Below are 16,057 nucleotides of genomic sequence, written 5' to 3' on the forward strand. Positions count from 1 at the left end.
CTCCTTAAACCACTAAACTTTTGTGCAAAACGCTGACTGACAAGGAACTATAATGCGGCAACTGCTGCGAGCCCGGCATTGATGTCATTCACTAAATCTTCTGCGTCTTCAATCCCGACAGATAGTCTCAGTAATGTATCTTTAATACCAGCCTCATAACGTGCTTCAGGCACCATTGCTCTGTGGGTCATTGTTGCTGGGACGGCAACTAAGCTTTCCACTCCGCCTAAGCTTTCAGCAACACTGAAAATCGATAATGCATTTAAAAAGGCAACCACTTCTGCTTCGCCACCTTTAAGCTCAAAACTTAACATAGCACCAAAGCCTTTTTGCTGTTTGGCAGCAATATCGTGACCTGGATGGTCTTTTAAACCGGGATAGTACACTTTTTCAACGACATCACTAGATTGCAGCACGTCAATCACACGCTGAGCATTAGTTTGGTGCTCACGGATCCGCACGGCTAAAGTTCTAATACCACGCAGTGTTAAGTAACTGTCAAATGCAGAACCTGTTAGCCCTAAGGTATTTGACCACCAATGTAATAGCTCACCAAGCTCTGCATCTTTAGCGACAACGGCGCCGCCAACAACATCACTGTGGCCATTAATGTATTTAGTCGTTGAGTGCATCACGATATCAGCACCAAGTTCTAATGGCTGCTGTAAAATTGGAGATAAAAAAGTATTGTCGACAACAACAAGTGCATCAACAGCATGGCTTGCTTCAACGATGGCTTTAATATCCACAACTCGCAAAAGTGGGTTCGAAGGTGTTTCTAACCAGACCATTTTAGGCTTTTGCGCTATCGCTTCAGTGAGTGCTTTCTCGTCAGTTTGATCAACAACCAATAATTTAAATTGGCCTTTGTTGGCAAGATTTGTGAACAGTCGGTAACTACCACCATAACAATCATGCGGTACCACGATTAAGTCATCAGGCCCAAGTAAACTGGTCACTAAGGTAATCGCGGCCATTCCTGTACAAGTTACAATCCCTGTCGCGCCATTTTCTAGTTTAGCGATTGCCTCTCCTAGTACACAACGAGTCGGATTACCTGAGCGGCTATAGTCGAATTCCCTTGGGTTGGTGTGTCCATCAAATGAATAATTTGTTGAAAGATAAATCGGCGGGACTACCGCGCCATACTGAGTATCAGATTCGATACCTTGGCGAACTGCTAATGTAGCTGCGCGATGTTTTTTCATTGTAAGCTCCTCAAGATTGACACACTATAGAGTACACACCGTAGAGATGTCTAGATGGCTAAATGTACCTAAGCAAAGTTAGATCGTCAACACATATTAGACGTTTAGACGTCTAAACATAAAGAAATCTATTTGCATTCGTTATAGAATAGCAGCAATAATTTGACTGTAATAAATAAGCAGTTAAAATCTGCCACGAATCTATCGTATAAAGGTGAGTTAATGACTGAATGGAATGGCGACTATATCAGCCCATATGCCGAACATGGCAAAAAAAACGAACAAGTTAAAAAAATTACGGTATCCATTCCGTTAAAAGTGCTTAAAGTACTAACTGATGAGCGTACTCGTCGTCAGGTGAATAACTTACGTCATGCCACTAACAGTGAACTATTATGTGAAGCATTTTTGCACGCATATACTGGTCAACCACTCCCTAACGATGAAGATTTATCTAAAGAAGGCCCAGATAGCATTCCAAGTGAGGCTAAAGCTCTCATGGATAAAATGGGCATCGAGTGGGAAGATTTAGACGAATAACCGCTATTGAGCTTACTTTTATGTAAGCTCAATTTTATTCTGCATTTCTATTCGCATAAATTTGTCGCACCAAATTTGCACCGACCTTAATTAAGTCAACGAGCACAGAATGGCATTTATCGATCCGCAAACCTTGATGCTTGCATCGGTTATCATATTTCTGGGCGCACTAACTCAGGGGCTAATAGGTTTTGGCTTAGCTGTGGTCGCCAGTCCACTGCTTTACATTATTGACCCTCAACTTGTTCCTGTTCCAGTTATTGCATGTGGATTTTCCATTGCATTAATAACGTTATTGCGAGAGCGAACCCCGCTCAAGTTTAATGGCTTACAATACGCCTTGCTCGGTCGAGTCCCTGGTGGTTTTCTTGGTGCTGGATTATTAATTTTTGCCCCACAAGCAGTATTAGGGCTAGCGATAGCCTTTATTGTGGCTGCTGCAGTCATTCTTAGCATCTATAAAATTACCGCACCAGTAAATAAGATCACTTTGTTTATAGCAGGGGTTTTATCAGGAGTATTTGGCAATATCGCTGCAATTGGTGGCCCACCTCTAGCAATATTACTTGCCGGAAAAGACGCACCACAGTTTCGTGCAGCCTTATCTATATTTTTTGTCTTTAGTTCTATGATTGCGATGTTAATACTCATTGTGGCGGGACTCGTTGAGCTAAAACATATTTGGCTTTCATTGATGTTATTGCCGTCGGTGTTTTTGGGTAGCCTAGTGGCAGGAAAGCTAACCAATAAAGTCGACAAAGAAAAAACCAGAATGGCAACATTAGTGCTGTGTGGCCTGAGTGCGATCGTGCTAACAATTAAGTCAACGTTAGCTTTATCTATCAGTTAATCACGCCATAATTAAAGTCGCTGACGATCTGCTAAGTCAACACTCAAAAGTGGTAAGAGGTTTGTAATACTGCCCCTACGGCGTCATCTTCACCATAGCTACCACTCATGTCTAACTTAAATGCTTGCCCAATCGCAAAACCTGTACCAAATGAATATATATCAACACTGTTGTCTTTTAAGTCATGTCGATAACCCATTCTCAACGAGAGCCAATCAGTGGCTTTTAGCTCACCGCCTACACGCCAATACTGCACAGGATCAAACTCTTTAAATCGGGTTTGGTCGACTAAATCAATATCTGTGGTCAAGGTTACCGATGACCAATCGTAGGCAGCGCCTGCGGTAATTAATGGTTCCACTTGGTAGTGAAACTCTCGTCCTTGCGCTTCAACCGTTTTGACGGTTTGACTGAATAAGTTTCTGGCAGATAGCCCAATAGTTAATTTTTCAATAGGTTCAAATGCGACACCAACGTCCAAATTAAAGAGATTTTCATCGTTACGATATTTGTCGTCATCAAAATCATCAGCGTCGAAATTGTTAGCATTAACTGAGTAATGGTAAGTATCAATTCGTTGAAACTTCGGTGAAACCCCTACCCTGACAGGCATATTTACAATCGACAAAGGAAAGCTGAGTGCCACACCAAAATCAGTCACACTACCAGCTAGCACGACGCCTTGAGAATCTAGGTCAGTGATTTCAGTTGGCGGGTTATTAGGGTCAAGCACGTTCAAAGTATCAATGTCTGACTGGGCAATATCGGCCACACCCACTGCGTCAATATAACTTTTATAAAAAACCGCCATCGGCATACGTTGATTTGGTATCACCAAAGCTGCACCAATTCCTGCTGATACATTCGCCACATTGCCTTTGAGTGATTCTAAATCTAACACTAAGTCGTCTCGAAAGGCTTCAACCTCGGCGGAGTCACCGTTATTGATTGCCGTTTCAAGGCCATCATAAGAGTCCTTTAACGAATCAAACTTATCAATCATATTATCGCTATCAGAACCTTCCGCGCCAACTGTTGGCAGTAATAAAGAAAATGCTTGGGTCTTGTTGATTTCATCATTGGTATAGGTGTTATGTGGAGTAAGAATGGCCAATAAAGCAGGATTAATGAAACTAGCGCCAACTCGATTAGAGGCAGCAACACCAGTACCGCCCATACTGTCGCTGCGAGCTTCAAAATAAAGCCCGCTAGCTTGCACATTGTTGGCAAGCAAGAGTAAACAGAAAGGTAGCGCTAGTCTTGATAGCATCCCAGTTTTCCTATTTTTATTGTTTAATAAAGATAGTAGAAATAATCAAAAAAGGATGTCATATCAGCAAACTAAATTTTCATTTTTACCTTGTTTCAACTAACTGCATTGACTAAATTTTTATAAATCAGGCAGATAAGATTTGAAACCTTCATGGGTAAACTGTATAAATTTTTTCAGGCGCTCAGGTTGAAATTTGTCCTTGTGATAAAGCACATAAAACGGTGTGTCGGGTATTTGCCAATCTGTAAATACTTCGACTAATTTCTCAGTTTGTATCTCTTGATGACAATATAAATATGGCAACCTGACGATACCATTACCAGCTAATGCGCTAATCTTCATTGCTCGGCCATTTTTACACCGAAACTTACCTTTAATCGCAACATCAATATGCTCTTTCACAGCTCCCTGTTGACTAAAACGCCAATGATTAATCGAACCAACGATACAAGCATACTTATTGAGTTGGCTCGGATGTGTCGGCTGTCCATATCTTTCAAGGTAGGCAGGTGACGCCAAGGTACAGTTTTTAATATCAATAAGCTTTCGTGCTATTAATCCTGAATCCGATAAATCCCCCATTCTAAATACCACATCAAAATGATCTTCAATTAAGTCGACTCGTTGGCTACTGAAATCGAGATCTATAGTGATATCGGGATATAGTTGGATAAAGTCATTCACTAAGGGAACGATAATGTCTTCCCCTAAAAAACCACCCACACAATTGATATAAATATTACCTGATAATTTTTCCGCACTATCTACTGTGGTGGCCACAGCTTGCTCAATTTGATGTAACGCTTGCTGGCATTGTTGTAAAAATAGCTCGCCCTGATCTGTCAATCGTTGCGTCCTGGTGGTGCGAATAATCAAACTGACACCTAGAAATGTTTCTAAACTCAATAATTGTTTAGATAAGTGCGAGCGTGAACAGCCCAATACTTCCGCAGCTTGAGTAAAGTTACCTTGTTCTGCAATCACCACAAAAGCACGGATATCCACTAAATTTATTTCTGTATTCATTTAACTCTCAATATCCATTTGCAGATAAGATGGTATCAGTTCTGCAGTAACCACCGCCTATATACGTCAATGAGTCATCGCTAGCGCTGGCTCATTAGAAGTCATACGTAAACAATTATGTTCTTTATCGATTATATATCAACAATAAATCGCGCTCTATAATTCTCTCATTAACAAAGAGAGGTCGAAATCATGAAAGAACTTATCGTAATTACTGGTGCATCTTCAGGTATTGGTGCAGCAATGGCCAAAGCATTCAGCGCTAAGGGACATCCATTACTATTATTGGCTCGCCGTCTTGAACCCATGCAGGCATTGCAACTTGAAAATAGCTTAGCAATTAGCGTTGATGTGACAGATACTGAAGCGATGAAAGCAGCCATTACTGAAGCTGAAACACAATACGGCCCTGTTGGCTGTTTAATCAATAACGCTGGTGTGATGTTACTAGGTCAAGCAGATGTGCAAGATCCACAAGAATGGAGCAAGATGCTCAACATCAACGTAATGGGCGTACTGAATGGTATTCATGCTGTTTTAGCCAGTATGAAAGCCCGTAAAACAGGTACTATCATCAACGTAAGTTCAATTGCTGGCCGTAAAACCTTTCCAAACCATGCGGCTTATTGTGCAACTAAATTTGCTGTACATGCATTAACGGAAAATATCCGTGAAGAAGTTGCTATGGACGATGTTCGCATGGTGACCATTGCACCAGGAGCGGTAGAAACTGAGTTATTAAGCCACACAACAGATCAAGCGATTAAAGATGGCTACGCAGACTGGAAAGAAGACATGGGCGGCGTAGTCGCACCAGAAGTCATTGCTGAAACGGCTGTATTTGCCTACGAAATGCCACAAAGCGTTTGTGTTCGTGAAATCGCGCTTGCCGCAACACGTCAGCAACCATAAGAGCTTACCGACAACATCAATAGACACATTGATCAATGTGCACTGTAACTAAAACAGTGCACACTTTCTGCTGTATCCTTCTCCATATTTACTTTTATGCAACCACCAAATATCACTTTAGAGATAGTTAAATATTAAAAGTGTGATCTAAAACCTGCCTTCAAAAGCGATTGCAAGCATTAAACAATACTCCCCCCTCTTAACAAAAAGAAAAATACCATTATTTATCAATAACAAACAATATACACCTCAAAGCATTAGATTTTTATCAATTATATTTTTATCAATTAGATTTTTTTAATTTACTTGATCGAACTCAACAATTCCTTTTTTGACAACTGTTAAATTTAATAACAAGCCAGATACATAAATATCCAAGCCCATTAACTCAGTACAAGGTAAGACAAAGGAAATGATGATGAAAACAATAAATAAAATACTCGTATGCGTCACCCTCGCTTTATGTTTTGGAGCACAAGTTCAAGCTGCTGATGGAGGTAATCCTAAAAAAGGCAAACACCTCTATAAAAAAGAGTGCAAGGCTTGTCATGGCGTAGGCGATGAAGGTGGAGAGATAACCCCAATGAGCAAAACAATGAGCCAATGGGACCGTTTTTTTAAGCGTAATAAACACAAAGCAAAAGCTGAAGTATTCAATGCCTTGGATGAACAAGAACTATTAGATATCCAACAGTTCCTATATGACCATGCAGCGGATTCAGACCAACCACAAACCTGTGGTTAGGTAACCCAGTTATACTATAAAACACTTTTAATTCAATAAATTAATGAAAGATGGGAATTTTCTCAGGGCTTAATGCTGCCTAAATTCAGCAAAACAGAGGATTTCCAACATCAATCGAAGGCAGTTTATGTAAGAGCTGCTCATTCGAAAGGAGAGATGTTATGCGTACTCTAATTTCACTATTAGTTGCTAATGCTTTGATGTTATCAGCAAGCGCTTATGCTAATGATGTTGATATACAAAGAGATAGCCTTAATAAAACCGATGCACAAAAAATAGCAGAGCTTAAACAACAGCTTGTCGATATCAATGATGAACTTGATGATATCAACAACCGAGTCGATAAAAATGAGCGTCACACAGCATTAGATAGAATAGAAATCACTGGCGACTTTAGAACTAAAGTTCATTCACTTCACTACCAAGATGTCACTTGGAACCCTGCCATTAATGTCGACTTTAACGATTTTGGTGCCAAGGCGATGTCCGGCGAGTTTGGAATGCCCGATGATGCTAACTCACCATTGGCAAAAATGATGGCGGCTAACCCCAACTTAGCGACGGCTTTTCAAAATGGACAGCTTCAAGGCAACTTGCCTTACGTATTGTCGCCCAAGTCCGTACAAGATATTGATAACGACCTATATTACACCACTCGTTTAAGACTGAACCTTAAAGCCAAAGTATGGGACAACGTCAGCTTTGCTGGTCGTCTGAGTATGTTTAAGAACTGGGGAGATTCAACAGGAGTACAAGTATTTGACTCTTGGCGGTCGTTTACTATGGATGGCACCAATAGCGGCAACCCAAGCGGCGACTGGCTAAGAGTTGAACGCGCCTATTTTGATTGGAAAAATATTAATGGTTCACCACTGTATTTATCCATAGGGCGTCGACCTTCAACTTATGGCCCACCAACCCAGTACCGGGAAAATGAAAAACGCGGCGGCACACCTTCTGGTCATTTAGTTAACTTTAATTTTGATGGCGCCACTATGGGTTATCACCTAAGTGATATCACTGGTGTTGAAGGCCAAGTGGTTCGCTTTTGTTACGGTCAAGGATTCGAATCCCAATGGGGAAATGGCGAAATGTTTGGCGATATCGTCACTAAAGACACTCACTTAGGTGGCTTTAATATTGATGTTGTTAACGACGGTAAAAACTTCCTTCAACTCACCTTGTTTGGCGCAAAAGATGTCAATGATGGCTTTAAAGGCACTATGGCTTTTCCAACTCAATTGGCTGAAATATTTGCCCCAACCATGTATCAAGACATGCAAAAGTTTGAGGACTTCAACTTCGTTACTCGAGTGCAGCCTAGTGATGTCATTGGCGATATGTTCTTAGGTGGCATTGGCTTCGCTCGCGAAGAAGATAATGACGTGAAGTGGTTCGTATCTGGAGGATGGACCCGCGCCGATGGTAATGGCAATGCTGGTATGTTTGGCGGCATGCTAACTGATGCTGTTTTTGAAGCTCAATTAAATGCAGATTCTAGTGAAATTATCATGATGCCTTCAGCCGCTGAAGAAAATGATGCCAAAGACGGCTACGGAATTTATGTCGGCGTACAAATCCCAGCACCTTACGGTAAAGTTGGCCTTGAATATAACTATGGTTCTGAATATTGGACTCCTTTCACCCAAGCTCAAGATGACCCTATTGGCAGCAAACTGGCTACCAGAGGACATGTGGCTGAAGCCTATTACATGTTTGATATCAATCCGAGAATGTTTATTAAACTCGCAGGGCTCTATTACGACTTTGAATATACAGGCAGCGGCACGCCTGTTGGCAAACCACAAAAAGTGGATGATGTTGTTGCAGGCACAGCCTACTCAATGCTGCCAGTCGTCGATACCGCTTACGACGTTAATGCATCTCTTACCGTTAATTTCTAATGCTATTAACTTCCCTCAGCGATCACTGAGGGTTGGAGTCCTATATGAAAACACTCTTAATCAGCTTAATTTCAGGTGGATTATGTTGCTTTAGCTTATTTGCCAGTGCTGCTAATCCACATAAAGACTATATAGAAGGGCCTTTTACTCAAGGCAGTGAAGTCACAAGTCAATGTATCGAATGTCATGAAGATCATGCTAAAGACGTGATGAAATCTTCTCATTGGACATGGGAGCTTGAGCAACAACTGCCAGGGCGCACCGTCAAACGTGGCAAAAAAAATGCCATTAATAACTTTTGTATCGCCGTCTCAGGCAATGAGCCTCGATGCACTAGTTGTCATGCCGGTTACGGCTGGAAAGATGATAGCTTTGATTTCAATGACATGACCAAAGTAGACTGTTTAATTTGTCACGACACAACAGGTACTTATGTTAAAGATCCTGCAGGTGCAGGCGAAGTGCTCGCCAAAGTTAATCTTGAACGAGTGGCCCAAAATGTCGGTGCCCCAGTTCGAGATAATTGCGGTAGTTGTCACTTCTATGGCGGCGGTGGCGATGGGGTTAAACATGGCGATTTAGACTCTTCTATGTCTTACCCTGATAAAGTCACTGATGTGCATATGGATACTGATGGAAATGACTTCCAATGCCAAACTTGTCATACAACTGAGAGTCATCAAATCAGAGGTAATGCCATGGGAGTATCACCAGGAGGCATGAGTGATATTGGTTGTGAAAATTGCCATGAAGCCGCTCCACATGACAATAAACGACTCAATAGCCATACCAGCAGCATCGCATGTCAAACCTGTCATATTCCTGAATTTGCTAAAAATGAACCCACCAAAATGAGCTGGGATTGGTCAACGGCAGGACAAGATATTGAGCAAACTAAAGATGAGTACGGCAAACATACCTACATGAAAAAGAAAGGTAACTTTGTTTGGGCTAAAAATGTTCAACCTCAATATGCTTGGTATAACGGTAAGGCTGATGCCTATATGGCTGGCGATAAAATGGATCCTAAGGTGGTCACTAAATTGACTTACCCTCTCGGTGATATCAATGATGAAAAAGCCAAGATATATCCATTTAAAGTGCATACTGGTAAGCAGATTTATGACAGCAAACAAAACATTTTCATCACAGCTAAGGTCTTTGGTAAAGGCGGTTATTGGAAAACCTTTGATTGGAATAAAGCTGCTGAACTTGGTATGCAGGCCAATCAAGCGATGTTAGATAAAGGCATAAAATACAGTGGCGAATATGGCTTTGCTGAAACTGAGATGTGGTGGCGTATCAATCATATGGTTGCCCCAACAGAGCAAGCTTTAAAGTGCAATGATTGTCACATTAAAGGCACTCGCATGGATTGGAAAGCATTAGGCTATGAAGGCGATCCAATGAAAAATAAGTCGATTAAGAAACATGCAACAACAGACTAAATAACCCGACTTGAGGAATAAAGAAGGTCTAAACTTGAAAACTGCCCAATGCAAAGAGGGCAGTTTTTTATATAGAGTGCTACAAATATTCCTTTCCATTGCCCCTTCCACCTTTATCTCAATCTATAACTCTATAAACCGAACAACCAACATAATTATTCTCAATCAAACACGCCCTTTTCCCAACGTTCAACTTTCGAACTATAACAAACGTTAATTGTTGAATTAATAACCTTTAGCATTTAACTTGGAGGTAATTCGCACAAAGTGAACTACGCTTTATGGATAACAGTTAGTGTTTATAAGGAAGTTGAATAAATGCGGGAAAACTTCAGTTTACTTTCCAAAAATAAAGCCTTTCCAGAGCTTTTTTTATCGTCGACTTTTATTAATTTATTGTCGCTCGCCTTGCCTTTCACCATGCTACAAATTTATGACCGAATTTTACCTAATCAAGGTTACGGGACTGCGACTATTTTAGTATCAGGAGTCGCCGTCGCTATTTTGCTTGAACTGTTACTTAGGTATGGTCGTAGTTGGATTCTTGCAGCATCAGCAGCCAACTTCGAGTTATCAACAACATCTGATGTCGTTGATAAGCTCATGAAAGCTAATTATCGCCATGTTGAAGCCATGGGTACTGGTCGTATTGCCAACGGCCTCGCCAGTATTTCTAGTATGCGAGAACTTTACTCTGGACAAGCTATTGTTGCTTTGATGGACTTCCCTTTCGTCCTGATTTTTCTTGCTTTAGTGGCCTATATTGGTGGCCCACTGGTGTTTATTCCAATTGCGGTATGGTTAGTTGTCGGCGCATTAGTCTATTTTATTGGGAAAAAACTCGCAGTTGCGACTCACGCACTGGCACTGTCTGATGCCGAGCGAACTAGAATGCTTATACTGGTTTTATCTGGTTTAACAACCGCGAAAGCCTTATCACTTGAAGATCGTTTATCGGGCATTTATAACAATATCAATTACCAGCGTCTTGATAAGCAGCAGCAAGTCGATTGGCTATCGGCAAAATTACAAGAAGTGATTCAAGGGGCATCCCAAGGCACGACTCTCATTTTAGTCATGCTGGGTTGTCTCGAAGTATTAAATGGCTCACTGACAACAGGTGGACTTGCCGCTTGTTCGATTTTAGCAGGTAGAGCTATTGCCCCATTAAGTGCCATCATTAGTTTACGCTCAAGACTTGTTAGTGCTCAAACGGCGATGTCACACGTTAATGACTTAACTGAAATTCCCGCTGAGCCTTTTACAGGCGAAACCCTATATCATCAAAAGCTTCCTTTTGGCCCAATCCAATTTACGACCGTGTGTAGTCAAAACCTCGGGACTGTAATTGATAATTTTTCCACGAAAATTGAACCTAATAACTTGGTGAATCTTCAATCTAATCCGCTAAGTCATGCAAGCCATATTTTAAGCATGATTGCAGGATTTCAGCAGATTACTTCAGGTGCGGTGACAATTGATGGCACACCAATCTATCAGCATAATGCCACAGAATTTAGACAATCAGTCACTTACGTTGCGCCTTGGCCGACACTATTTGCGGGAAGCTTATTAGAAAACATGACCATGTTTCGGGCTGAGTATGAACCGCAAGCCATGGCTGTTGCAGATAGCCTAGGTTTAACTAATGCCATTGCCCAACTGCCTAACGGTTATCAAACGCTCGTCGCAGACAGTGATAGCCAAATGCTCAACAAAGGGGCGATAAAACTTATCGCCATAGTGCGAGCTGTGGTTCAGCAACCTTCAATACTGCTTCTAGATGAACCGATGATTTCATTAGATGCCGATGCGCAAAATCGTTTAATAGCTTTACTCAAAGAGCTAAAACAGCACATGACTATAGTGACCGCATCACATTATGTAGCGCTTAGCCAAATATGCGATCAAAACATTGATATCATCGGCCATAGCGAACCTTCTTCAGAGCAAACGCCTTCCCAATCGGTTAGCCAAGCTAATAAGGAGAACCGCTCATGAGCCAAGCATCATTAGAATTAAAACCACTCATTATCACCCTGTTCAAGCAGCTTGGCTTATATACACAGGCCAGTAATATCGCCAGTGATAATAGCCACAATGACTTTAACACTCTTGAAGTCTCTCGCTTGCTTAAAAAGCACCAAATTAGCTTTTCAGTCATTCACCCTTCAGCTAAAAATCTTCATCTTGCGATTCATCCATTTCTTGTGATTCCAGAAAATGAAGCTGGATTCATTGTCAGGCGCCAAGGAAATGTTTTCGAGAAACTGCAGGTTGAGAATACATGGCAACCAATAGACTTAACCCAACTCAATGACAAAGCTCATGTTTTTCTGGTTGAATCATTACCGAGCAGTAAGAAAAACGTGCAAGCTTTTGCCGCACAAATGAGTAAACGGACAAAATGGTACCGACCTGTATTTTGGCTCAGTTTACTTTCAAGTATTACAGGTCTGGCCGTGCCATTATTTACCATGGCCGTATATGATCGAGTCATTGGCGGGCAAACACCGTCAATACTACCTAGCATCGCACTAGGCAGTGTCTTGGCAATTGGTGTTTTAGTCAGTACTCGTTTAGTACGGGCACAAATACTGGCTACAACCAGCAACCGCTTTGCTAGGGACTTATCTGAAATAACCTTTTATCGTTTGTTGCATATGCCTCTTATGGTGCTATCACGAGTCGGTATTTCCAATCATATTGCCCGAATGCGAAATGCTGAAAAGGTCAGGATGCTACTGTCAGGCCCTGGCGGTGGAAGCTTAGTGGATTTACCATTCACTCTCATCGCCTTACTCGCCATCATGTTTTTAAGCGGTTGGTTAGTTTTAGTGCCTATTGGTATGTTGCTGCTCTATTACCTTGTGATGAAACTATTAACTCGTTATGTTCAAGCAGCTTCTCCGACAATCAGTGGCGAATATCAAAATGCTATGAGCGAATTATCTAAAAACTTACTGCAATTAAAGGCCGCTGGTGACACCGAAGGCTGGCAAACAAAGTTTATTCGCCAAGCAAGAGAAAATAGCCGACAGAATTTTTTATACGCTAAACGTAATGGTTTAAATGCAGCAGTTGCTCATTCACTTAGTCTTTTTACCGCATTAATTACGGTATTTACTGGCATATTTTTAGTGTTAGATCAGAGCATCTCTCCGGGGGCATTAATTGCCTGCGTGATGATGATTTGGCGTATTACCGGTCCTGCTCAATTAGCATTTTCCTCTAAACAAAAATTCACCATGATGGATATTGCGGTCAAACAGTTTGATCGGTTCATGCAGGCCAATACAGAGCAGTCAGAACTTAGGTTGGATACACCAGATAATAGCAAGCCACCAGCAGTTGCTTTTCAGCATGTCACGCTTCGATACAGCGCAGAAGGTGAACCTGCACTAGCAGGGGTAAATGTAGAGATTGAACCGGGTGAATTAGTGGCCATTATTGGACCAAACGCTTGTGGTAAATCCACTTTACTACTCAGTGCATTAGGCGTATTAGATGCCCAAGCAGGCTTTGTAACCATCAACGGTAAAAATTTAAAACAATATGATACTGCCATTTTTAGACAATGGGCTGGTTATAGTCCCTCACAACCGGATATTTTCCCTGGTACCTTGGCAGAAAATATTCGTATTGCTAAACCTAACGCTACAGACCAAGAAATTATTCAAGCTCTAATTGATGCTGGCGGACAAAGCTTTTTTAACAGCATCAATAATGATTTATCTGTCGACCTTTTGGGCGAAAACAATGCCATGCTTTCGGCCATTGAAGGCAGCTATATTAATCTCGCTAGAGCGTTAGTGAAACAATCTCCACTTTTGTTGCTTGATGAACCATTACCACACCGAAACCCGACATCAAAAGCCACCCTGATTAATACGTTAACAAACCTAAAGGGACATTCAACCGTCTTATTTACTAGCCACGATCAAGACTTAATTCAACAAGCAGATAAAGTCATCATTTTAGATAAAGGCGCAGTGGTTTACGCGGGCCCTATTCCAGATAAAACGCCCCAAGAGCAGCCCATCTCAAGTGCCGAACAGGAGTCTTCAATCAATGGATAATCGTCAATTAGCTAATCGAATATGGCCTAAGCATGAATTTGCTGAAGCGATTGAAGCACCTGCTGAACGCAAAATGATCCGCAATGTCATTTTAATCATCACAGGATCAATTTTATGCATACTTATTTGGTCTGTTTTTACTGATGTTGAAGAAATATCAAAATCTAAAGGACAAGTCGTGCCACTAGGTCATCGACAAGTGATCCAAAGCCGTGCAGGTGGCACGATAGCCTCAGTCGTTGTTGAAGAGGGTGATGTCGTCAAAAAAGGCGATATTTTAGCAAGCTTTGTCTCTATTGATAGCTTATCAGCAGAAGAAGAGCTCACCAGTAAACGTGCCAATTTAATCATGCGAATTGAGCGTTATGATGCCTTTACGGAACAAAGAGAGGCCGACTTTAGCGAATTTGCTATCGAGTACCCTGAGTTACTGCGACTTCATACTTCCGCTTTAAGACGTATGAATGAAGAGCGTGTTGCAATGGAGCAATTATCAGAATCCGATATTGCCAAAACCCAAGCTGAACTTGACGGTCTTAAAGCAGAAATCCCGCCATTGAGCGATCAAATACAAACAGCTGAACAAACTCTTAAAATGATGCTGTCCGTTACTGCTGAACAAGCGGTATCTAAGTTGCGTATTTTAGAGTCACAACAAAAGCTTGATTCCTACATACGTGAGCTAAAATCAATGGAAAGTAAACAGCAAGTACTCTCCAAAAATCTAGTTAATTTAGAACGTCAACTCAAGCAAAAACAAGCCTCACTGTTTAAAGATGTCGGAGAAAAACGAACAGACACTCAAGCAGAGTTATTGGGGGTTATCGCAAGGCTTAAATCTTCTGATTCTTTGGTGTCTCAAAATACAGTGACAGCGCCTGTTGACGGTATTATCCAATCCATTCCTACAAGTTCTACTGGTAGTGTAATTCAACCAGGAGGCACTGTTGCAGTGATAGTTCCTATGACTAAAACAGGGTTAATGGAAATTAAACTGTCCCCAAGAGATATCGGCTTTGTTCGAGTGGGTCAAAGTGCTCGTATCAAAATTGATGCCTTTGATTACAGTCGATACGGCGCGCTTGATGGCATCGTCAAACGCATCTCTCCCAGCACTGACTCAGATGAAAAAGGCGGCGTTTTTTACAAGGTGCAACTGTCCATCGAAAAGCCCTACTTTTTTGACACGCCTGGTCAATTTGAATTAATCCCAGGCATGACAGGAGAAGCAGACATAGTGACTGGGGATAAAAGTGTTTTCCAATATTTATGGAAACCCGTGTTTACTAATATTAATGAAGCATTCGGTGAGAGGTAGAGGTTAGCATGACTCAAGACAACCAAGGCAAGACTCCACCTAATAGTGAGCAAAAAACGGATACTAAACAGGTCAATAAGCCCAACACGGCTACGCAAACTGAACAAGTTAAACGAGATAAAAAAGCAAAGGTTGCGGCCAATAAAATTGACGTTGAAGCCAAAAAACTCCTAGCAAAAGAAGCTCGAGATACCCCACAAACAACTGTCGGTATTAATCAGGATCTTGTTGCCGATAAATCGGTTAGCTCTTCACTAGCGCATGGGAAAACAAAACCAAACTTACCCTCTGATCAAATCCCACAGAGTGTTGAATCGCCAGTAACCAATCAAACCACCGAAGCGACAGAGACTATCACTGCCACTCGCCAAATTGCATCGGCAGAACAGTCAGATGACGCTTTAGAGGTTACTCAAGCAACGCCTGAAAATAAACTAATCAAAGAGACAGGTTCAACCGAAACAACAGGAATTGGAAATGCTGAGCCGTTTAAAGCAGGCAATACTGCAACAGAAGATATCAGTCAATTTCGAGCAGCCCAAACGAATATTACTCAGAAGAATGATCAGCAGCCCGATCAAGATTCGACGACTCCCAATCCTACAACGTACGCCCAAGTCACTCAGCCAACGCCACTCCATCCTGGACCACAAACTCCAAGTACCCATGGTCAACCACCAATTACTGGCACTGGCACTGGCACTGGCACTGGCACTGGCACTGGCACTGGCACTGGCACTGGCACTGGCACTGG

Annotated in this window: 13 protein-coding genes; 10 read left to right on the plus strand and 3 right to left on the minus strand. The window is 41.7% G+C overall.

The window, feature by feature from the left end; translation table 11 throughout:
- Positions 1-47: 47 nt before the first annotated feature.
- The gene (gene metB, locus AN944_RS01100) at positions 48-1,208 is read right to left on the minus strand and encodes a cystathionine gamma-synthase (RefSeq protein WP_055022727.1); all 1,161 of its coding nucleotides are present in this window, start codon (positions 1,206-1,208) and stop codon (positions 48-50) included.
- A gap of 222 nt (positions 1,209-1,430) precedes the next feature.
- Between metB and metJ the strand changes: the two genes are divergently transcribed.
- Positions 1,431-1,748 (plus strand): met regulon transcriptional regulator MetJ, encoded by a 318-nt coding sequence (metJ, locus tag AN944_RS01105; protein WP_055022728.1) that lies wholly within the window; start codon positions 1,431-1,433, stop codon positions 1,746-1,748.
- Positions 1,749-1,857: 109 nt separating this feature from the next.
- Entirely contained in the window at positions 1,858-2,598 is a 741-nt protein-coding gene (locus AN944_RS01110) for a sulfite exporter TauE/SafE family protein (protein ID WP_055022729.1), read from the plus strand.
- 43 nt (positions 2,599-2,641) lie between these two features.
- Here AN944_RS01110 and AN944_RS01115 read toward each other — a convergent pair whose 3' ends face one another.
- A complete protein-coding gene (locus AN944_RS01115) occupies positions 2,642-3,868 on the minus strand; it encodes a conjugal transfer protein TraF (RefSeq protein ID WP_055022730.1) in 1,227 nt (408 codons plus the stop codon).
- A 120-nt stretch (positions 3,869-3,988) separates the two neighbouring features.
- The gene (locus AN944_RS01120; RefSeq protein ID WP_055022731.1) at positions 3,989-4,897 is read right to left on the minus strand and encodes a LysR family transcriptional regulator; all 909 of its coding nucleotides are present in this window, start codon (positions 4,895-4,897) and stop codon (positions 3,989-3,991) included.
- Between the two features lie 192 nt (positions 4,898-5,089).
- On the opposite strand from AN944_RS01120, the gene AN944_RS01125 reads away from it, so the two are divergent.
- The 8 genes from AN944_RS01125 to AN944_RS21475 all read left to right on the plus strand — a co-directional run.
- Positions 5,090-5,809, plus strand: a complete 720-nt coding sequence (locus tag AN944_RS01125) for an SDR family oxidoreductase (RefSeq protein WP_055022732.1) — start codon at positions 5,090-5,092, stop codon at positions 5,807-5,809.
- 415 nt (positions 5,810-6,224) lie between these two features.
- The gene (locus tag AN944_RS01130; protein WP_055022733.1) at positions 6,225-6,554 is read left to right on the plus strand and encodes a c-type cytochrome; all 330 of its coding nucleotides are present in this window, start codon (positions 6,225-6,227) and stop codon (positions 6,552-6,554) included.
- Positions 6,555-6,715: 161 nt separating this feature from the next.
- Entirely contained in the window at positions 6,716-8,458 is a 1,743-nt protein-coding gene (locus tag AN944_RS01135) for a DUF3373 domain-containing protein (protein WP_055022734.1), read from the plus strand.
- A gap of 44 nt (positions 8,459-8,502) precedes the next feature.
- Positions 8,503-9,906, plus strand: a complete 1,404-nt coding sequence (locus AN944_RS01140) for a tetrathionate reductase family octaheme c-type cytochrome (protein ID WP_055022735.1) — start codon at positions 8,503-8,505, stop codon at positions 9,904-9,906.
- A gap of 318 nt (positions 9,907-10,224) precedes the next feature.
- On the plus strand, positions 10,225-11,907 hold the full coding sequence (locus AN944_RS01145; protein ID WP_055022736.1) for an ABC transporter transmembrane domain-containing protein: 1,683 nt from the start codon (positions 10,225-10,227) through the stop codon (positions 11,905-11,907).
- The gene (locus tag AN944_RS01150; protein ID WP_055022737.1) at positions 11,904-13,985 is read left to right on the plus strand and encodes a peptidase domain-containing ABC transporter; all 2,082 of its coding nucleotides are present in this window, start codon (positions 11,904-11,906) and stop codon (positions 13,983-13,985) included. Before AN944_RS01145 ends, AN944_RS01150 begins: the two co-directional genes overlap by 4 nt.
- Positions 13,978-15,303: an HlyD family type I secretion periplasmic adaptor subunit gene (locus tag AN944_RS01155; RefSeq protein ID WP_055022738.1), complete on the plus strand. Its 1,326-nt coding sequence runs from the start codon at positions 13,978-13,980 to the stop codon at positions 15,301-15,303. Before AN944_RS01150 ends, AN944_RS01155 begins: the two co-directional genes overlap by 8 nt.
- Before the next feature lie 8 nt (positions 15,304-15,311).
- The coding region (locus AN944_RS21475; protein WP_200913353.1) for a hypothetical protein at positions 15,312-16,057 on the plus strand (746 nt) is incomplete at its 3' end.

The sequence above is a fragment of the Shewanella sp. P1-14-1 genome, assembly GCF_001401775.1.
Taxonomy (GTDB): Bacteria; Pseudomonadota; Gammaproteobacteria; order Enterobacterales; family Shewanellaceae; genus Shewanella; species Shewanella japonica.